This window comes from Streptomyces sp. NPDC017979 (assembly GCF_044328175.1).
Classification (GTDB): Bacteria; Actinomycetota; Actinomycetes; order Streptomycetales; family Streptomycetaceae; genus Streptomyces.
This window is the reverse complement of the sequence record NZ_JBIRGU010000016.1, coordinates 61853-80459: the sequence shown is the minus strand read 5'-3', so window position 1 is coordinate 80459 and position 18607 is coordinate 61853. Positions and strand designations below refer to the sequence as shown.

15 protein-coding genes are annotated in these 18607 nt (G+C 73.6%); 10 read left to right on the top strand and 5 right to left on the bottom strand.

All coding sequences use genetic code 11. The features are described from left to right. The first annotated feature begins 19 nt into the window (after positions 1-19). From ACH4E8_RS30835 to ACH4E8_RS30815, 5 genes are all read left to right on the top strand, one after another. Complete coding sequence (locus ACH4E8_RS30835; RefSeq protein WP_398454536.1) at positions 20-241, top strand: hypothetical protein; 222 nt, start codon at positions 20-22, stop codon at positions 239-241. A 158-nt stretch (positions 242-399) separates the two neighbouring features. Beyond that, complete coding sequence (locus ACH4E8_RS30830) at positions 400-753, top strand: SCO0607 family lipoprotein (RefSeq protein ID WP_398454701.1); 354 nt, start codon at positions 400-402, stop codon at positions 751-753. 211 nt (positions 754-964) lie between these two features. Further along, entirely contained in the window at positions 965-2029 is a 1065-nt protein-coding gene (locus tag ACH4E8_RS30825) for a hypothetical protein (RefSeq protein ID WP_398454534.1), read from the top strand. Positions 2030-2262: 233 nt separating this feature from the next. Continuing rightward, entirely contained in the window at positions 2263-3045 is a 783-nt protein-coding gene (nagB, locus tag ACH4E8_RS30820) for a glucosamine-6-phosphate deaminase (protein WP_398454531.1), read from the top strand. A gap of 428 nt (positions 3046-3473) precedes the next feature. After that, positions 3474-4754: a globin domain-containing protein gene (locus tag ACH4E8_RS30815; protein WP_398454528.1), complete on the top strand. Its 1281-nt coding sequence runs from the start codon at positions 3474-3476 to the stop codon at positions 4752-4754. A 28-nt stretch (positions 4755-4782) separates the two neighbouring features. Here the strand turns inward: ACH4E8_RS30815 and ACH4E8_RS30810 are convergent, their stop codons facing one another. The 5 genes from ACH4E8_RS30810 to ACH4E8_RS30790 all read right to left on the bottom strand — a co-directional run bounded on the left by ACH4E8_RS30810 (position 4783) and on the right by ACH4E8_RS30790 (position 11104). Then, the gene (locus ACH4E8_RS30810) at positions 4783-7191 is read right to left on the bottom strand and encodes a phosphoketolase (RefSeq protein WP_398454525.1); all 2409 of its coding nucleotides are present in this window, start codon (positions 7189-7191) and stop codon (positions 4783-4785) included. 82 nt (positions 7192-7273) lie between these two features. Then, a complete protein-coding gene (locus tag ACH4E8_RS30805; RefSeq protein ID WP_398454523.1) occupies positions 7274-8665 on the bottom strand; it encodes an NADP-dependent succinic semialdehyde dehydrogenase in 1392 nt (463 codons plus the stop codon). A 203-nt stretch (positions 8666-8868) separates the two neighbouring features. Beyond that, positions 8869-9243, bottom strand: coding sequence for a hypothetical protein (locus tag ACH4E8_RS30800; RefSeq protein ID WP_398454521.1), 375 nt, complete (start codon positions 9241-9243; stop codon positions 8869-8871). A 139-nt stretch (positions 9244-9382) separates the two neighbouring features. Beyond that, positions 9383-10180: a carbon-nitrogen hydrolase family protein gene (locus ACH4E8_RS30795; RefSeq protein ID WP_398454518.1), complete on the bottom strand. Its 798-nt coding sequence runs from the start codon at positions 10178-10180 to the stop codon at positions 9383-9385. 147 nt (positions 10181-10327) lie between these two features. Beyond that, positions 10328-11104, bottom strand: coding sequence for a hypothetical protein (locus ACH4E8_RS30790; RefSeq protein ID WP_398454516.1), 777 nt, complete (start codon positions 11102-11104; stop codon positions 10328-10330). Positions 11105-11477: 373 nt separating this feature from the next. On the opposite strand from ACH4E8_RS30790, the gene ACH4E8_RS30785 reads away from it, so the two are divergent. The 5 genes from ACH4E8_RS30785 to ACH4E8_RS30765 are packed head-to-tail and all read left to right on the top strand — an operon-like array spanning position 11478 to position 18559. Then, positions 11478-13352 (top strand): methylmalonyl-CoA mutase family protein, encoded by a 1875-nt coding sequence (locus ACH4E8_RS30785; RefSeq protein WP_398454513.1) that lies wholly within the window; start codon positions 11478-11480, stop codon positions 13350-13352. Continuing rightward, a complete protein-coding gene (gene scpA, locus ACH4E8_RS30780) occupies positions 13352-15550 on the top strand; it encodes a methylmalonyl-CoA mutase (protein ID WP_398454511.1) in 2199 nt (732 codons plus the stop codon). Before ACH4E8_RS30785 ends, scpA begins: the two co-directional genes overlap by 1 nt. A gap of 11 nt (positions 15551-15561) precedes the next feature. Further along, positions 15562-16560 (top strand): methylmalonyl Co-A mutase-associated GTPase MeaB, encoded by a 999-nt coding sequence (gene meaB / locus ACH4E8_RS30775; protein WP_398454509.1) that lies wholly within the window; start codon positions 15562-15564, stop codon positions 16558-16560. A 39-nt stretch (positions 16561-16599) separates the two neighbouring features. Further along, positions 16600-17199, top strand: a complete 600-nt coding sequence (locus ACH4E8_RS30770; RefSeq protein WP_398454506.1) for a putative glycolipid-binding domain-containing protein — start codon at positions 16600-16602, stop codon at positions 17197-17199. Positions 17200-17215: 16 nt separating this feature from the next. After that, positions 17216-18559: a 6-phospho-beta-glucosidase gene (locus ACH4E8_RS30765; RefSeq protein WP_398454503.1), complete on the top strand. Its 1344-nt coding sequence runs from the start codon at positions 17216-17218 to the stop codon at positions 18557-18559. Positions 18560-18607 lie beyond the last annotated feature (48 nt).

The window sequence follows — 18607 nt, the reverse complement described above, 5'->3', positions numbered from 1 at the left end:
TCTCCGGCAGACTGTCCACATGTCAGCTCCTCGCCGTACGTGCCCGGTGTGCCGCCGTGAGATCGCCGTGGTCGCGGCCCGTTTCGCCCGCCACGACCCCGCCGGCGTCCGCACCCGCACGGGCTCCGAGTTGGTGTCCTGCCCCGGCTCGCGGCTGCCGGCGCCGTACGAGAGCGCCCTTCAGCCGTCCCTCGACGGGTACGAAGCTCCGCCCTTCCCCGGCCAGTTGCCCCTCTTCTGAGGTCCGGCCGCGGCCAGGGGGCGACCTACACCGGAGGCAGAGCCCTTCCCCGCGTTGAGCATCGGGGCGGGCCGGCTCTGAGTACGCGTACTCAGGGTTCGGCGGCCCGCGGCAGCAAGAGTGGGAGGCGACCGCACCAGCAGGAGGAGATCGTGTCCATGCCCCGCCGCCCCAGCAGCCCGACCGCCCCCTCCCGTCCCGGCACGGCCCGGACCGTCGCACCCCGGGCCGTCGGTGCCGTGCTCGCCGGCGCGTTCGCGGTGGTGGCGCTCACCGGATGCTCCCTCCTGGAGTTCGAGGAGGGCATCTGCTCCGGCGGCGAGTACCCCGTGCTGACGGTGAACGGCACCGGTTCGGCGTGCGTGTCGAACGGCGAGGAGCCGCCGCAGGGGTACGCGCGCTACCCGGAAGGCAAGGTGCCGAAGCACGTCGACGACGAGTGGGACGTCTACTGGCGCACCCACACGGTCGACGAGGACGGCACCGTCATCGACGCAGCGGACGGCACCTGACCCGGCCACCGTCCCGCGCGTGCCGTGTCAGCCCCGCGGTGACCGCCGCGCGCCCGAGGAGCCGTCAGTTCGCGGCCGTGGCCGCACACGAACAGGACGACACCGCCCCACCCGCATGTACGATCATGCGTTCGACGACGCACAGGGGCGTCGCCGTGACGGGCATGCGAGGAGTCGAGTGAACGCGGGTGGGGGGCAGCACGGTCCGTCCGTGCCCGACGACGAGTGGGACCGGTTCCTCAAGGAGTCGGTGGAGGGTACGGCGGATGCGCCCCGGGAGCCGTCGGCGCGGTCGCGGATCGTGGCGCGGCGGCTGCGCGAGGACCCCGCGCCGCCGACCGCCTGGCGCGCCCACACCCCACCGCCCCGGCCGAAGCGCACGGGGTGGTACGCGGTGGCCCTGCTGGTGGTGGTCGCGCTGCTGGCCGTGGCGCTGTTCCCGCAGCAGGTGACGGGCTGGTTCGGCGGGGACGACGCGGGCGGGACGCCGCTCGCCCAGGAGTCCGAGCGCCCCACCGGGGCACCTCCCCGGGGAACCGCCGAACGGCCCACGCGCGAGGAGCCGTTCCGCGGGTCGCCCGCGGCGCGCTGGGCCAGCGGCGTCGACGGAATCACGATGCCCGCGGCCGAGGCCACCGGGTGGATGAGCACGGCGCAGGTGCAGCAGGCACTCCGGCAGACGCGGGACTTCCTCGTCGCGTCCAACCTCGATCCCGGCGTGCTGCGCGGCGAACGTCCCGCGCGCGCCATCGCCCTGATGAACCCTCATCAAAAGGACGTCCAGGACTTCCTCTCGGCCGCCTTCAGCACCCCCGGCGAGGAGAACGACCCGCTGCTGCTCTTCAGCCGCTTCGACCAGCGCGCTCGCCTCGTCGGGGACGACGTCAGGACCAGGGGCCGGATCAGCTACGCGGCGGCCGGGGACGGGGCGCTGCGCGTGACGACCGACGTCACCTACGTCTACCCGGTCGCCCCGGCGAGCGGCGGCGACGAGGTCGCGCGGACCATCGTGCGGCGCGAGGTCGTGCTGGACTGGAACGACCCCAAGAAGGTGATCACCGAGCCGGGGACCTTCTCCCTCGTCTCGTACTCCCTCGACATGACCAACGGCGGCTGCGGCCCCACCACCGGCCTGCTGGCCCCGCAGTTCGCGGCGGAGCGGTCGACGGCCCCCAAGGGCGGCCCCGAGGTCGACCCGTACGACCGCAGCAGGTCGATCGACGAGCGGACGCAGGAGTCCCGGGACGAGGAGTGCGGCACCGCCACGCGTTCATGACGCACGCGATCCCGCGCCGGCGCCTGGACGCGGGCGCGGACGCAGGCGCGGGAACGTGAACCGCAGGTGAGGAGCCGTTCATCACGCCTTCGGCCCCAGTTCGGTGAGGCTTGCCACAGTGCACCGCGGTGACCTGCTCACTTCAGGCGACAGCACCCCCGCCCACCCGGTAGATTGGTCTACACCACTGCGCAGGCCGTGATACGCGTGCGCACACACAGACAGGGGCCCCCGTGGAAGTTGTCATCGTTCCGGATGCCGCCGCCGGCGGCGAACTGATCGCCGAGGCCATGGCCGCCCTGCTGCGGCGCAAGCCCGAGGCGCTCCTCGGAGTGGCCACCGGCTCCACGCCGCTGCCGATCTACCAGGCGCTGACGGCGAAGGTGCGGGCGGGCGAGGTGGACGCGTCCGCGGCGCGGATATGCCAGCTCGACGAGTACGTGGGGCTACCCTCCGGCCACCCCGAGTCGTACCGCTCGGTCGTGCTGCGGGAGGTCGTCGAGCCGCTCGGGCTGACCGAGGCCGCGTTCATGGGCCCCGACGGCACCGCCGACGACGTGGCCGCCGCCTGCCTGGCGTACGACCGGGCGCTGGCCGAGGCCGGCGGCGTCGACCTCCAACTGCTCGGCATCGGCACCGACGGGCACATCGGCTTCAACGAGCCGTGCTCCTCGCTCGCCTCCCGCACCCGAATCAAGACGCTGACCGAGCAGACGCGCAAGGACAACGCGCGCTTCTTCGACAGCATCGACGAGGTCCCGCACCACGTGATCACCCAGGGCATCGGCACCATCCTGGAGGCCCGCCACCTGGTGCTGCTGGCCACCGGCGAGGCCAAGGCCGACGCCGTCGCGCTCTCCGTCGAGGGCCCGCTGTCGGCGCTGGTCCCGGCCTCCGCGCTACAGCTCCACCCGCACGCCACGGTCGTGGTCGACGAGGCCGCCGCCTCCCGCCTCAAGCTCGGGGACTACTTCCGCGCCACCTACGCCGCCAAGCCCGCCTGGCAGGGCATCTAACCACTCCCTTCCGGATCTTGCTGGGCCCGCGTGCCCGGTGCCGCACCTCTCCCCCGTAGCCCTTCGGGCACGGGAGGGACCTCCAGCGTTGCCGTCGTCACCGAAGGCCCCCTGTGCCCTGCGGGCGCGGGAGGTACCCCACCGCGTCGACTCCCTCCTCCGCCTTGAGATCCACGGCACCAGAGCCCTACGCCCGAAGGGCGTGGGGGGACCCCGCTGATCCAGTCCGATCCGAAAGAAGGGACCTGACGGCGTCCGCGCCAGCGGCACACCGCGCCCCGCGACCGGGACGGTGCATTCCGTCCCGGTCGAAACAAATTCGGCCCACAACGGCACTTGCACGCCGTTGAGTTGATACGGTGCGCTCTCCCGACGCTCCGCGCGCGCGTCGGGACGGCGTGCGAACGTGCAGCACGGGGGGAACTGACATGGACGACGACAGCACCGCTCTCGGCGACATCGATGTCGTCCGGGCGAGTCTGGAACGCGTCAGACGGCGGTCACGCCACGTGGTCCGGCACTTCTACGCACATTTGTTCAGGCATCACCCGCATCTGCGTCCGCTCTTCCCCGCGGTGCTGGACGACCAGTACGAGCGGATGTTCACCGCCCTCGTGCACGTCGTGGACCACCTCGGGCACCCCGGCCTCCCCGAGCACCTGCGGCGGCTGGGGCGCGACCACCGCAAGTTCGGCATCGTCGACGAGGACTACGCGGCCGTCGGCGCCAGCCTGCTGACGGCGATCGCCCGCTACTCCCCCGCCAGTTGGGACGAGCGCACCGAGACCGCCTGGCGGCGGGTGTACGACGAGGTCGCCACGCTGATGGCGACCGGCGCCCGGCGCTCGATCGCCGCCCGGGAGCCGGCGTTCTGGGAGGCCACCGTGGTCAGCCACCGGCTGCACGGCGACCGCACGGCCGTGCTGCGGGCCGCGGTGCGCACCCCCTACCCCTGGCGTCCGGGGCAGTACGCCACCGTCGAGCACGAGGACCTGCCGGGGGTGTGGCGACCGTACTCGCTGGCGGGCACCGCCGCGGGCGGCGAGCGCGAGCGACTGTTGGAGTTCCACGTGGGCCGGGTGCCGGGCGGGTTACTCAGCGGCGTGCTGTGCGACCGCACCCGCCCGGGGCAGACGCTGCGGCTGGGCGCGGCATCCGGCTCGGCCCTCGCACCGCCGCCGGGCACCCCGGCCGTCACCCTGCTCGCCGCCGGCACGGGCTGGGCGCCGGTGAAGTCCGTCCTCGACGAACTGCTGCGGCGCAGCCCCGCCCCCCGCGTCCGGGTCGACGTGGTCGCCCGGGCCGGGGCGCACTTCTACGACGGGGCGCACCTCGACGACCTGTTGCGCGACCGCCCCTGGCTCAGCGCCTACTGGTGGTGCCAGGAACAGGACGAGAGCCGCACCCGGGCGGCCGAGCGCCTCCACGCGCACCTGCGGGCGCGGCCGGACCGCCCGGGCGAGGTCGTCTACCTCTGCGGCCCCGCCGGATTCGTCGAGGAGACCGCGGAGCTGCTGCTCGCCCGCGGACTGCCGCCGCAGTCGCTGATCCGCGACCCGCTGCCGCCCTCGGGCGCCCGGCGTCCGCACCTCTCGCACGCGGAGGCGTTCCTCGCCCCGGAGCGGGTGAACTGGATCGACCCGGACGCACGGCTGCGTCCGCTGCGGACACCGGCGTTCCAGCCCGGCAGCACCGGCAGCATGGTCTGATCCGCCACGCCCCGGTGCCGCCTCCCGGTCAGCCGCCCCAGGTCCAGTCCGCGACCTCCGGCAGGTCGGTGCCGTGCTCACGGATCCAGTCGTGGTGGCGCGAGCGGGCGTCGGCCATGGTCTGGCGCAGGGCCGCGGCCCGCACCCCCAGGCCGGGCACCCGGTCGATGACGTCCATCACCAGGCGATAGCGGTCGAGGTCGTTGCGGACGACCATGTCGAAGGGCGTGGTCGTCGTCCCCTCCTCCTTGTAGCCGCGGACGTGCAGATGGGGATGGCCGGCGCGGCGGTAGGCGAGGCGGTGGATCAGCCAGGGGTAGCCGTGGTAGGCGAAGATCACCGGCTTGTCGCGGGTGAAGAGCGCGTCGTACTCGAAGTCGCTCATGCCGTGCGGGTGTTCGTCGTACGGCAGCAGGCGGGCCATGTCGACGACGTTGACGACCCGCACCGCGAGCCGGGGCGCGTGCCGGCGCAGCAGTTCGGCCGCCGCCAGGACCTCCTGGGTGGGGACGTCGCCGGCGCAGGCGAGCACCACGTCGGGCCCGTCGCCGCCCGCTCCGTCCGCCCCGGCCGGGCCGTGTTCGGTGCCGGCCCACTCCCACACCCCGGCGCCGCGTGCGCAGTGGGCGCGGGCCTCGTCCATCGTCAGCCAGTCGAAGCAGGGCTGCTTGCCGGCGACGACCACGTTCACGTAGTCACGGCTGCGCAGCACGTGGTCGGCGACGCAGAGCAGGGTGTTGGTGTCCGGCGGCAGGTAGACCCGGACGACTTCGGGGCTCTTGTTGAGCACGTGGTCGACGAAGCCGGGGTCCTGGTGGGAGAAGCCGTTGTGGTCCTGCCGCCACACGTGCGAGGTGAGCAGGTACGTCAGCGAGGCGACGGGGCGGCGCCAGGGCAGCCGGCGCGCCGTGCGCAGCCACTTGATGTGCTGGTTGACCATCGAGTCGACGATGTGGGCGAAGGCTTCGTAGCAGGAGAACAGGCCGTGCCGGCCGGTGAGGAGGTAGCCCTCCAGCCAGCCCTGGCACACGTGCTCGGAGAGGATCTCCATCACCCGGCCGTCGTGGGCCAGGTGCTCGTCGGTGGGCAGCGTGCGGGTCTGCCACGCCTTGGCGGTGGCGCCGTAGAGGGCGTCGAGCCGGTTGGAAGCGGTCTCGTCGGGACCGACGACGCGGAAGTCGCGCCGCTCGGCGGTGGCGCCCATCACGACGGCGAGGAAGTCGCCGAGGACGCGGGTGGGCTCGTGGCGCGCCGCACCGCGGCGCTCCACGTCGACGGCGTGGTCCGCGAGCGGCGGCAGGGGCAGTTCCCGCAGCAGCAGCCCGCCGTTGGCGTGCGGGGTGGCGCCGAGGCGGCGCTGGCCGGTCGGGACGCAGCCGAGGACCTGGGCAACGGGTCGGCCGGTGGGGTCGAAGAGCTCTTCGGGGCGGTACGAGCGCAGCCACGCCTCCAGTTGCCGCAGGTGCTCGGGGCGGTCGCGGACCCCGGCGAGCGGCACCTGGTGGGCGCGCCAGGTGTCCTCGACGGGGACGCCGTCGACGGTCGCGGGCCCGGTCCAGCCCTTGGGGGTGCGCAGGACGATCACGGGCCAGCGGGGCCGTTCGCGCACGCCGTCGCGGCGGGCGGTGCGCTGGATCTCCTCGATGCGGTCGAGGCAGGCGTCCATGGCCGCCGCCATCGCCCGGTGCACGGCCTGGGGTTCGGCGCCGGTGACGTGGACGGGTTCGTGGCCGTGGCCGCGCAGCAGGTCGTCGAGTTCGCCGCGGGGCAGTCGGGCGAGCACCGTCGGGTTGGCGATCTTGTAGCCGTTGAGGTGCAGGATCGGCAGTACGGCGCCGTCGTGCACCGGGTCGAGGAAGGTGGTGCCGTGCCAGGAGGCGGCGAGCGGCCCGGTCTCGGCCTCGCCGTCGCCGATGACGCAGGCGACCAGCAGGTGCGGGTTGTCGAAGGCGGCGCCGTAGGCGTGGGCGAGGGAGTAGCCGAGTTCGCCGCCCTCGTGGATGGAGCCGGGCGTCTCGGGCGCCACGTGGCTGGGCACCCCGCCGGGGAAGGAGAACTGCCGGAACAGCCGCTCCATGCCGGCGGCGTCCCGGGTGACGTCCGGGTACGTCTCGGTGTACGTGCCCTCCAGCCAGGAGCCGGCGAGGACCGCGGGCCCGCCGTGCCCCGGGCCCCAGACGCACAGCGCGTCCAGGCCCCGGCCGCTGATGACCCGGTTGAGGTGGGTGTAGACGAGGTTGAGGCCGGGCGAGGTGCCCCAGTGGCCCAGCAGCCTCGGCTTGATGTGCTCGGGGCGCAGGGGTTCGGTCAGCAGGGGGTTGGCCATCAGGTAGATCTGTCCGACGGCCAGGTAGTTGGCGGCGCGCCAGTGCGCGTCGAGGGCGGCGAGTTCGGTGTCGGTGATGCGGCTGCGCAGCGTCACGGTGGTGTCGTTCATGGCGGCTTCCTCGGCGCATGCGGGGCGGGCGGCGGATCCTTCGGCGCGTGCGGGGCGGGGCGGGACCGGTCGGCCGGTCGGGTCAGGGGCCGTACCAGACGGTGGTGATCTCGCAGAACTCCCGGATGCCGTGGCCGGACAGCTCCCGGCCGTAGCCCGAGCGCTTGACGCCGCCGAAGGGGAGCGCGGGGTGGGAGGCGGTCATGCCGTTGAAGAAGACGCCGCCGGCTTCGAGGTCCCGTACGCAGCGGGCCATCTCCCGCTCGTCGCGGGTCCACACGTTGGAGCTGAGCCCGAAGGGGGTGTCGTTGGCGATCCGCAGCGCCTCGTCGAGGCCGGCGGCCCGGTAGACGGTGGCGACGGGCCCGAAGGCTTCCTCGCGGTGGATGCGCATGCGGGCGTCGACGTCGGTGAGGACGGTGGGCAGGTAGTACCAGCCGCGGTCGCGGTCGCCCGGACGGCCGGCGCCGCAGCGGGCCCGGGCGCCGTGGCCGAGGGCGTCCTCGACGAGCGCTTCGACGTCGGTGCGCCCCTGTTCGGTGGCGAGCGGGCCGATCTCCGTGGTCTCCGCCATCGGGTCGCCCACGACCAGGGCCTGCATCCGGGTGGTGAAGCCCTCGCAGAAGGCGTCGTAGACGTCGGCGTGGACGATGAACCGTTTGGCGGCGATGCAGGACTGGCCGTTGTTCTGCACGCGGGCGACGACGGCGGTGTCCACGGCCCGCTCCAGGTCGGCGGAGGGCATCACGAGGTAGGGGTCGCTGCCGCCGAGTTCCAGCACGGTCTTCTTGACCTCGTCGCCGGCGACGGCGGCGACGGCCCGCCCGGCGGGTTCGCTGCCGGTCAGGGTGGCCGCGGCCACCCGGTCGTCGCGCAGCACGCCCTCGACCGCGCCCGATCCGATGAGCAGGGTCTGGAAGCAGCCTTCGGGCCAGCCGGCGCGGCGGAAGAGGTCTTCCAGGTACAGGGCGGTCTGCGGCACGTTCGAGGCGTGCTTGAGCAGGGCCGTGTTGCCGGCCATCAGGGCGGGCGCGGCGAAGCGGACGACCTGCCACAGCGGGAAGTTCCACGGCATGACGGCGAGCACCACGCCGACGGGCCGGTAGCGCACGACGACCCGTGCGGCGCCGGAGTCGCGCACGTCGTCGGGGCCGGGGTGCTCGTCCGCGAGCAGTTGCTCGGCGTGGGCGGCGTACCAGCGCATCGCCCGGGCGCACTTCGCGGCCTCGGCGCGGGCCTGGGTGAGGGGCTTGCCCATCTCGGTGGTGACGGTGCGGGCGATGCGGTCGGCGTCCTCGTCGAGCAGGGTGGCGGCCCGCAGCAGCAGCCGGGCCCGGTCGGCGAAGCCGGTGGTGCGCTGGCCGATGGAGGCTGCCTGGGCCAACGCGATCCGTTCCTCGATCCCGTCGCCTCCGATCGCCTCGAAGGTCTGCAGCGTCTCGCCGGTGGCGGGGTTCACCGTGGCGATGGGCATGGTTCGTGTCCTCCTGGGTCCTGGGCGCCCCGCGCGGCCCGGTCGCCGGGGGCGTCCCGGTCACCGGGTGCCCGCCGGGGCGGGCCGGATACGCGCGTCAGGCGGCGGGCGCCCCCGATGCGTACGGCGCCCCTTCGACCTTCGCCCGCCCCCGCCGGGGCCGCAATCCAGGCGGGCATTCGGCCGGTGGACCGCTGGGCCGTTCAGCCGGCGCGGCTCACCAGCCGCAGTTGGACGTCCTTCTCCTGGTCGCCGGCGGCCGTGCCCTGCCGCTGCACGTCGAACGCGGCGGCCAGGGTCTCCGTCATCCGGTCGACCGCCCAGTAGCCGCCCTGCATCTCCGCCTCGACCGCGTCGGTCAGCGGCACGGGGCCGGTGCCCGCCGTCCCGGGCCGGACGTCGAAGGTCGCCGTCCACACCGTCGGGTGGCCCACGGAGACGTACTCGGGCCGGTCGGCGGCCTCGCGGTCGCAGGTGTAGGACCGGCGCAGCACTTCGAAGACGGCGTGTGCGTCCTCCTTGGTGCAGCCGGTGATCGTCACCACGACGGGCTCGGGGTGCTGGTCCGCACTGTTCACGGTGATCCCTCGCTTAGGGCCGGTCTCCTGGGGCTGCGTGTTCGGGCGCCCCTGCCACCTCCAGGCTGGCCCGCGCCGGCCCCGGATGCGAGTCGGGCGTGCGGGTGGACGCAGCCGCAGCGCAGGCGAGCGCCGCGCCCTACCCGCGCAGCCTGCGGTTGGCGAGGACCGGTACGGCGCGGCGTACGGACGTCACTTCCGCGGGGTCGACGTCGGCGACCAGCAGGCCGGGGCCGGCCTGGAGCCGGTCCCGTACGGTTCCGTCGGGGGCGACGACGGCGCTGTGGCCGATCCCGGTGGGGGCCTTCGCGGCGGTGTCGGGGGCCGGTGCGGCCGGTTCCGCCTGGTCGACGGCGGCGACCCAGAGGGTGGCGTCCAGGGCGCGGGCCCGGATCAGCAGCTCCCACTGCTCGCGCTTGCCCTCGCCGGCGCCCCAGGACGCCGGCAGCAGGGTGAGCTGGGCGCCGGCGTCGGCGTGGGCCCGGAACAGCTCCGGGAAGCGGACGTCGTAGCAGGTGGCGAGGCCGATGCGGACGTCGTCCAGGTCGATGGTGACCACGCTGGACCCGGCGGCGACGGTGGCGGACTCGGTGAAGCCGAAGGCGTCGTACAGATGGATCTTGTCGTAGGACGCTTCGACTCCGGGGCCGGTGGCCAGCAGGGTGTTGGTGACCTTGCCGTCGGCCGCGGGGGTGAACATCCCGGCGACCACGACGAGCCCGGTCTCCTCGGCGATCTGGCGCACCGCGGTGGCCCAGGGCCCGTCGAGGGGCTCCGCCAGGGGCGCGAGCCGGGTGCCGAAGCAGGCCATGGTGGCTTCGGGGAAGGCGATCAGCCGGGCGCCCGCGTCGGCGGCGAGCCGGGCCTGCTCCCGTACCAGGTCGAGGTTGGCGGCGGGGTCGGGGCCGCTGGTGATCTGGCTCAGGGCGATGCGCATGGACGTCCCCACAGGTGTCGGACGGGCCGGGTCTCGCCTCCAGGATGCGCCATCGCTCCGGGCGCCGGGGAGCCGCCCCGTGTCGGTGGGACGAAGGCGCGCGGCCCCGCCGGTCGGGGCGGGGCCGCGCGGGGGACGTCCCCGGGGTCAGGCGAGGTCGAGCGGTAGGGAGCCGGAGAGGATCGGTACGGGCAGGAAGTTGCCGTCGCCCGGGCCGCAGGCGGGAGTGGTGACGCGGGTGTTCGAGACGGCGGTGCCCGCGGCGAACCGTCCGTCACCGCTGGGGACGAAGGTGGTGAAGTGGTCGGCCTGCCGGCTGGAGTAGAACATGCACTGCTGGAGGTTGACGTACCGGCCGGCGGTCAGGTCGATGGACTTCACGGAGGAGAACAGGTCCACCAGGAGCCAGTCGCTGTGCCCCGCGTAGCACCACGGCTCGGTCTCGGGGGTGTTGGAGACGTTGGTGCCGGTGGAGAAGAAGTCGAAGCCCCTGGGGACGATCGTGGTGAGGTGGTCGTCCAGGTTGGCGGAGTAGTACACGCACTGGTGCAGGTTCAGGTACCGCCCCGCCGTCAGGTCGAGCGCGGCCATCCGGGTGTTCGGGGTGTTGATCAGGTAGCGGCCGTCCCCGGGGCCGCAGACGGGGCTGGTCTGGGCGGTGTTGGAGACGTTGGTGCCGCCGAGGAAGCGCCCGTCGCGGCTCGGTACGGCGGTGGTGAGCTGCTGCTGGCGGATGTTGCCGCTGTCGTAGTACACGCACTGGTGCAGGTTCAGGTAGTGCACTGCCGCGGGCTGTTGCCGGCCCGCGCGCTGACCCGGGTCGGGTGCGGCGGCCCCGGCGTGCGCCGGGCCCGGCAGCAGTGCGAGCACCACGGCGCCGACCGCGGCGGCCGACCAGGCCCTGACACGTCCTCGCAGACGCATGGCGACCTACTTTCCTCTGTCTGTCGCGACCTCTCGCGGTCCGTCCGCGATGAGGGACGCGATCAGCAGAGCACCGACGGTCGGCGGCGGAAATGGCCGGCACCCGATGTTCAGTCCAAGAGGTGACGCCGGGAGAGCCGTTCGCCCGAGGCCCCTCGGGACAGCGGAACAGCGGCCCCGGAAAGAACCTCAGGAGCCACCTCCGACTCCGCCCCGCGAGGGGCACCAACGGCCGGACGAGCCTGGGCATAAGCCCTGAACCGCACCGGTCGCAACGGGGTGCAACAGGGAGCAACGCGGACGTTTCCGCAGAGGGCAAGGTCACAGCTTTGCGCCCTGCTGAGAATTTAGTCCCATGGCCTAGCATCCGAGCATGACCGTGCTTCCCGACGACGGGTTCGCCCTCGCCTCCGAATTCCCGGACGCCACGCACGCGCAATGGCAGCAGTTGGTCGCCGGCGTGCTGCGCAAGACGGGCAAGGACGTGCCGCCCGAAACTGCGGAAGACGCACTGGCCACGGCGGTGGAGGAGCACCTCGCCACCCGCCCGCTGTACACCGCGGACCACAGCCCCGAAGGCGCCGGGTTCCCCGGCTTCGCGCCCTTCACCCGCGGCGGCACCCCCGACGGCGGCGCGACGTCCGGATGGGACGTGCGCCAGCGGCACGACCGCCCCGACCCGGCCGCGACCAACGAGGCCGTCCTCGCCGACCTGGAGCACGGGGTCACCTCCCTCTGGCTGGCCGTCGGCGCGTCCGGCGTCCCGGTCACCGCCCTCCCCACCGCCCTGGACGGGGTGCTGCTGGACCTCGCGCCCGTCGTCCTGGACGCCGGGGAGGCGTTCGACGACGCCGCCCGGGCGCTGCTGGACCTCTTCGACGAGCAGGGCGTCAGCCCGCCCGGGGGGAACCTGGGCGCCGACCCGCTCGGGCACGCCGCGCGCACGGGTGCGTACGACGGGGCGGCGGACGCCTTCGCCGCGGCCGGCGCGCTGGCCCTGCGCTGCCACGAGCACCGCCCCGCGCTGCGCGCCCTGACCGTGGACGCCCTGCCGTACCACGACGCGGGCGCGTCCGCCGCGCAGGAGCTGGGCTGTTCGCTGGCGAGCGGCCTGGCGGCGCTGCGCGAGTTGACCGCAGCGGGGCTGCCGGTGGCGGCGGCCCTCGGCCAGTTGGAGTTCCGGTACGCGGCCACCGCCGACCAGTTCCTGACCATCGCCAAACTGCGCGCGGCCCGACGCACCTGGGCGCGGGTCGCCGAGGCGTGCGGGGCGGCCGGGGCGGGCGCCCAGCGGCAGCACGCGGTGACCTCGTCGGTGATGATGACCCGGCGCGACCCGTGGGTGAACATGCTGCGGACCACGGTCGCCTCCCTCGCCGCGGGCGTGGGCGGCGCGGACGCGGTGACCGTGCTCCCCTTCGACCACGCGCTCGGTCTGCCGGACGCCTTCTCCCGTCGGATCGCCCGCAACACCTCCACGGTGCTCGTGGAGGAGTCGCACGTGGCCCGGGTCATCGACCCGGCGGGCGGCTCCTGGTACGTGGAACAGCTCACCGACGAACTCGCACACGCCGCCTGGGAGTGGTTCCAGGAGATCGAGGGCGCCGGCGGTCAACTCGCCGCGCTCCGCTCCGGGCTGGTGGCCGAGCGGATCGACGCGACCTGGCGCGGGCGCCGCGGCAAGATCGCCAAGCGCCGCGAACCGATCACCGGCGTCAGCGAGTTCCCGCTGCTCGACCAGGCCCCCGTGGAGCGCGACCCGGCGCCCGCGCCGGCGACGGGCGGACTGCCGCGGGTGCGGCGCGACGAGGACTTCGAAGCGCTGCGCGCCCGCTCCGACGCGCACCTGGCCGCCACCGGCGCCCGGCCCCGGGTGTTCATCGCCGCCCTCGGCCCGGCGTCCGTGCACACCGCGCGCGCCGCCTTCGCCACCAACCTGTTCCAGGCGGGCGGCGTCGCGGCCCTCCACGACCCGGTCACCGTCGACGCGGCCACGGCCGGCGCCGCGTTCGCCGCCAGCGGCGCGGAGTTGGCCTGCATCTGCTCCAGCGACGCGCTCTACGCCGAGCACGCGGCCGAGGTGGCACGGGCGTTGAAGGACGCCGGCGCCCGCCGCGTCTACCTCGCCGGCCGCCCCGGCGAACTGCGCGAAGCCCTGGAGCAGGCCGGGGTGGACGAGTTCGTCTCCCTGGGCGGCAACGCCGTCGACACCCTCAACCGTGCCCTGAACCTGATCGGAGTGGCGTGATGACCATCCCCGACTTCACCCGGATCCCCCTGGGCCCGGGCGCCGTCACCGGCTCCGACGACCAGTGGCGCTCCGCGGTCAAGGAGTCCACCGGCCTCGCCGCCGAAGACCTGGTGTGGCAGACGCCGGAGGGCATCGGGGTCAAGCCGCTGTACACCGCGGACGACCTCGCCGGGCTGGACTTCCTGGGCACCTTCCCCGGCGTCGCGCCGTACCTGCGCGGCCCGTACCCGACGATGTACGTCAACCAGCCGTGGACGATCCGCCAGTACGCCGGGTTCTCCACCGCGGAGGAGTCCAACGCCTTCTACCGGCGCAATCTGGCGGCCGGTCAAAAGGGCCTGTCGGTCGCCTTCGACCTGCCGACGCACCGCGGCTACGACTCCGACCACCCGCGCGTCACCGGCGACGTGGGCATGGCGGGGGTGGCGATCGACTCGATCTACGACATGCGCCAACTCTTCGACGGCATCCCGCTGGACCGGATGAGCGTGTCGATGACGATGAACGGTGCGGTGCTGCCGGTGCTGGCGCTGTACATCGTGGCCGCCGAGGAGCAGGGCGTACCGCCCGAGAAGCTGGCCGGGACCATTCAGAACGACATCCTCAAGGAGTTCATGGTCCGCAACACCTACATCTATCCGCCGGGCCCCTCGATGCGGATCATCTCCGACATCTTCGCCTTCACCTCCCAGCGGATGCCGCGCTACAACTCCATCTCCATCTCCGGCTACCACATACAGGAGGCCGGGGCGACGGCCGACCTGGAGTTGGCGTACACCCTCGCGGACGGCATGGAGTACCTGCGCGCGGGCATCGGCGCCGGGTTGGACGTGGACGCGTTCGCGCCCCGGCTGTCGTTCTTCTGGGCGATCGGGATGAACTTCTTCATGGAGGTCGCCAAGTTGCGGGCGGCGCGCCTGCTGTGGGCGAAGCTGGTGCGCACCTTCGACCCGAAGAACCCCAAGTCGCTGTCGCTGCGCACCCACTCGCAGACCTCGGGCTGGTCGCTGACGGCCCAGGACGTCTTCAACAACGTGACCCGCACCTGCGTGGAGGCGATGGCGGCGACGCAGGGGCACACCCAGTCGCTGCACACCAACGCGCTGGACGAGGCGCTGGCGCTGCCGACGGACTTCTCCGCCCGGATCGCCCGCAACACCCAACTCCTGCTCCAGCAGGAGTCCGGTACCACCCGGGTCATCGACCCGTGGGGCGGCAGCGCGTACGTCGAGCGCCTCACCCACGACCTGGCGCGCCGGGCCTGGCAGCACATCGAGGAGATCGAGCAGGCGGGCGGCATGGCGCAGGCCATCGACGCGGGCATCCCGAAGCTGCGGGTCGAGGAGGCCGCCGCGCGCACCCAGGCGTGGATCGACTCCGGTCGACAGCCCGTGGTGGGCGTGAACAAGTACCGGGTCGCCTCCGACGAGCAGATCGAGGTGCTGAAGGTCGACAACTCCGCGGTGCGCACCCAGCAGATCGAGAAGCTGCGGCGGCTGCGGGCGGAGCGCGACGAGGCCGTCTGCCAGGACGCCCTGCGGGCGCTGACCGCGGCGGCGGGCGGCAGCGGCGGGGCCGGCCTGGAGGGCAATCTGCTGGCGCTCGCGGTGGACGCGGCGCGCGCCAAGGCGACCGTCGGGGAGATCTCGGACGCCTTGGAGAGCGTGTACGGACGGCACGCCGGACAGATCCGTACCATCTCCGGTGTGTATCGAGGCGAAGTGGACGGTTCCCCGTCGGTGGCGCGCACCCGGGCGCAGGTGGCCCGGTTCGAGGAGTCGGAGGGCCGTCGGCCGCGCATCCTGGTGGCCAAGATGGGCCAGGACGGGCACGACCGGGGGCAGAAGGTGATCGCCACCGCCTTCGCCGACCTCGGTTTCGACGTGGACGTGGGCCCGCTGTTCCAGACGCCGGCCGAGGTGGCGCGGCAGGCGGTGGAGGCGGACGTGCACATCGTCGGCGTCTCCTCGCTGGCCGCGGGTCATCTCACGCTGGTGCCCGCGCTCCGGGCGGAGTTGGCGGCCGAAGGACGGGAGGACATCATGATCGTGGTCGGTGGGGTGATTCCGCCGCAGGACGTGCAGACGCTGCACGAGGCGGGGGCCGCGGCGGTGTTCCCGCCCGGCACGGTGATCCCGGACGCCGCGCGCGACCTGGTCGAGAAGTTGTCCGCCGCGCTCGGCCACGCCGCGTAGGCCGCGACGGGATGCCCGTGAAGCCAGTGAAGATCGATCTCGACGCCTACGTGAAGGGGGTGCGGTCCGGGTCGCGGGCGTACGTGGCGCGGGCGGTGACCCTCGTGGAGTCCCGCCGGCCCGATCACCGCGCGCTCGCCCAGGAGCTGCTCACCGAGCTGCTGCCGGACACCGGCACGGCCAGCCGGATCGGCATCAGCGGGGTGCCGGGCGTCGGCAAGTCGACGTTCATCGACGCCCTGGGCACGATGCTCACCGGGCTCGGCCACCGGGTGGCCGTGCTCGCCGTCGACCCTTCGTCGACCCGCACCGGGGGGTCCATCCTCGGCGACAAGACGCGGATGGAGCGGCTGGCCACGGACCCCGCCGCGTTCGTCCGCCCCTCGCCGTCGGCGGGCACCCTCGGCGGGGTGGCGCGGGCGACCCGCGAGACGATGGTGGTGATGGAGGCCGCGGGGTACGACGTGGTGCTCGTGGAGACCGTGGGCGTCGGCCAGTCCGAGGCCGCCGTCGCCCACATGGTCGACACCTTCCTGCTGCTCACGCTCGCCAGGACCGGGGACCAGCTCCAGGGCATCAAGAAGGGCGTCCTGGAGTTGGCCGACGTGATCGCGGTGAACAAGGCGGACGGGCCGCACGAGCGCGACGCCCGTTCCGCGGCCCGCGAACTCGCCGGCGCGCTGCGGCTGATGCGTCCGGCGGACGCCGCCTGGACGGTGCCGGTGCTGTCCTGTAGCGCCCGTGCGTCCACCGGTCTGGACGCCGTGTGGGAGCGGGTCGAGCAGCACCGGGCGCTGTTGTCGTCCACCGGCCGGCTCTCCGCCAAGCGCCGGGACCAGCAGGTCGACTGGGCGTGGTCGATGGTGCACGACGCGCTGACCGAGCGGCTGCACGGCCACCCGGCCGTACGGGAACTCGTCCCCGACGTGGAGCGCGGCGTGCGCGACGGCACGCTCACGGCCACCCGGGCGGCGCAGCAGATCCTCGATGCCTTCGAGCGCCCCCGCTGACACCGCCGGCTGCGGCCGTGGGCTCGTTAGTCTGGGCACATGACCACCTCACATGTGCTGACCTGGGAAGTCGTGGACAACCAGGGGTACGAGACCGCCTGGGTCACCGTGGCGGAAGGCTCCTTGACAGCCCGCGGGCGGGCCGTGGGCATCTCCCCCGAGCCGTACTGGATCTCCTACGTGCTGCGCACCGGCGACGCCTTCGTGACCCGTGAGCTGACGGTGACGGCGGAGTCCGCGGAGGGGGTGCGCACCGTGGTGCTGGCGCGCGACGACGACGGCCGCTGGAGCGTCGACGGCACCCGCCGTCCGGACCTCGACGGCGCGCTCGACTGCGACCTCGGGCTGTGCCCGCTGACGAACACCATGCCCGTGCTGCGGCACGGGCTGCACCGCCCCGACGGGGCGGGCGTCGAGCGGGAGTTCCGGATGGCGTGGGTGTCGGTGCCGGATCTGACGGTCTCCCCGTCCGCGCAGACCTACACCCGGCTGGAGCCGACGGAGGACGGCGGCGCTCTGCTGCGGTACGCCTCCGGGGACTTCCGTCGGGACATCGAGGTCGACGGGGACGGTTTCGTGGTCGACTACCCGGACCTGGCCTATCTCATCGGCCACAGCGAGCGCGGCGACGCGCAGTAGGAAGGGTGGTTGCGGCATGAGGCTCACGGTCCTCGGCGGCGGGGGTTTCCGGATGCCGTTGGTGTACGGGGCGCTGCTCGCCGACCGCGGCGCGGGGCGGGTCACCGAGGTGGTCCTGCACGACCTGGACGCCGGCCGGCTCTCGGCCATCGCGCGGGTCCTCGCCGACCAGGCGGCCGGGGTGCCCGACGCGCCCGCGGTGTCGGTGACCCGTGACCTCGACGAGGCGCTGCGGGGCGCGGACTTCGTGTTCTCCGCGATCCGGGTCGGGGGGCTTTCCGGTCGGGCGGCGGACGAACGGATCGCACTGGCGGAGGGGGTGCTCGGCCAGGAGACGGTGGGCGCCGGCGGCATCGCGTACGGGCTGCGCACGGTCCCGGTGGTGGAGGAGGTCGCCCGGCGGATCGCGGCCCTCGCGCCCGACGCCTGGGTCATCAACTTCACCAATCCGGCGGGCCTGGTGACCGAGGCGATGGCCGCTCACCTCGGCGGGCGGGTGATCGGGATCTGCGACTCGCCGGTGGGGCTGGGGCGTCGGGTGGCCCGGGTGCTGGGCGTCGATCCGGACACCGCGTTCTTCGACTACGCGGGGCTGAACCACCTGGGTTGGCTGCGCGGGGTGCGGGCGGGCGGCGAGGACGTCCTGCCCCGGCTGCTCGCCGACGCCGACCTGCTCGGCTCCTTCGAGGAGGGCAAGCTCTTCGGCCCCGAGTGGCTCGCGACCCTGGGCGCGGTCCCCAACGAGTACCTGCACTACTACTACTTCAACCGGGAGACGGTGCGGGCCTACCGGGAGGCCGAGCAGACCCGCGGCGCCTTCCTCGACGCTCAACAGGCCCGGTTCTACGCTCGGATGGCGCGCGCCGACGCCCCGGCGCTGGCGACCTGGGACCGCACCCGCGCCGAGCGCGAGGCCACGTACATGGCGCACAACCGCGAGGCGGCGGGCGCGGGCGAGCGCGACGGGGCGGACCTGGAGTCCGGTGGGTACGAGCAGGTCGCCCTCGCCCTGATGCACGCCATCGCCCACGACCGCCGCACCACCTTGATCCTCAACGTGCGCAACCGGGGCGCCCTGGGGCTGCTGGACGCGGACGCGGTGGTGGAGGTGCCCTGCACGGTGGACGCGAACGGTGCGCACCCGCTCGCTGCGGCCCCGCTGCCCGCTCACGCCGCAGCCCTGGTGGGTGCGGTGAAGGCGGTGGAGCGCGAGGTGCTGGCGGCCGCGGCGACCGGCTCGCGGGCCCGCGCGGTGGCGGCGTTCGCCCTGCATCCGCTGGTCGACTCGGTGGCGGCGGCCCGGCGGCTGGTGGACGCGTACACCGCGGCCCATCCGGGCCTCGCGTATCTGCGGGCCTGAAGGTCCTGCAGGGGCGCCCACGGGCGCGGCGGGGGGTGCGCCGATAGA

Excerpts from the sequence above, each read along its gene's own strand:
- ACH4E8_RS30835 (WP_398454536.1), top strand. The coding sequence starts at position 20 with ATGTCAGCTCCTCGCCGTACGTGCCCGGTGTGCCGCCGTGAGATCGCC.
- ACH4E8_RS30830 (WP_398454701.1), top strand. The coding sequence starts at position 400 with ATGCCCCGCCGCCCCAGCAGCCCGACCGCCCCCTCCCGTCCCGGCACG.
- ACH4E8_RS30815 (WP_398454528.1), top strand. The coding sequence starts at position 3,474 with ATGGACGACGACAGCACCGCTCTCGGCGACATCGATGTCGTCCGGGCG.
- ACH4E8_RS30810 (WP_398454525.1), bottom strand. The coding sequence starts at position 7,191 with ATGAACGACACCACCGTGACGCTGCGCAGCCGCATCACCGACACCGAA.
- ACH4E8_RS30805 (WP_398454523.1), bottom strand. The coding sequence starts at position 8,665 with ATGCCCATCGCCACGGTGAACCCCGCCACCGGCGAGACGCTGCAGACC.
- ACH4E8_RS30795 (WP_398454518.1), bottom strand. The coding sequence starts at position 10,180 with ATGCGCATCGCCCTGAGCCAGATCACCAGCGGCCCCGACCCCGCCGCC.
- ACH4E8_RS30790 (WP_398454516.1), bottom strand. The coding sequence starts at position 11,104 with ATGCGTCTGCGAGGACGTGTCAGGGCCTGGTCGGCCGCCGCGGTCGGC.
- ACH4E8_RS30785 (WP_398454513.1), top strand. The coding sequence starts at position 11,478 with ATGACCGTGCTTCCCGACGACGGGTTCGCCCTCGCCTCCGAATTCCCG.
- scpA (WP_398454511.1), top strand. The coding sequence starts at position 13,352 with ATGACCATCCCCGACTTCACCCGGATCCCCCTGGGCCCGGGCGCCGTC.
- meaB (WP_398454509.1), top strand. The coding sequence starts at position 15,562 with ATGCCCGTGAAGCCAGTGAAGATCGATCTCGACGCCTACGTGAAGGGG.
- ACH4E8_RS30770 (WP_398454506.1), top strand. The coding sequence starts at position 16,600 with ATGACCACCTCACATGTGCTGACCTGGGAAGTCGTGGACAACCAGGGG.
- ACH4E8_RS30765 (WP_398454503.1), top strand. The coding sequence starts at position 17,216 with ATGAGGCTCACGGTCCTCGGCGGCGGGGGTTTCCGGATGCCGTTGGTG.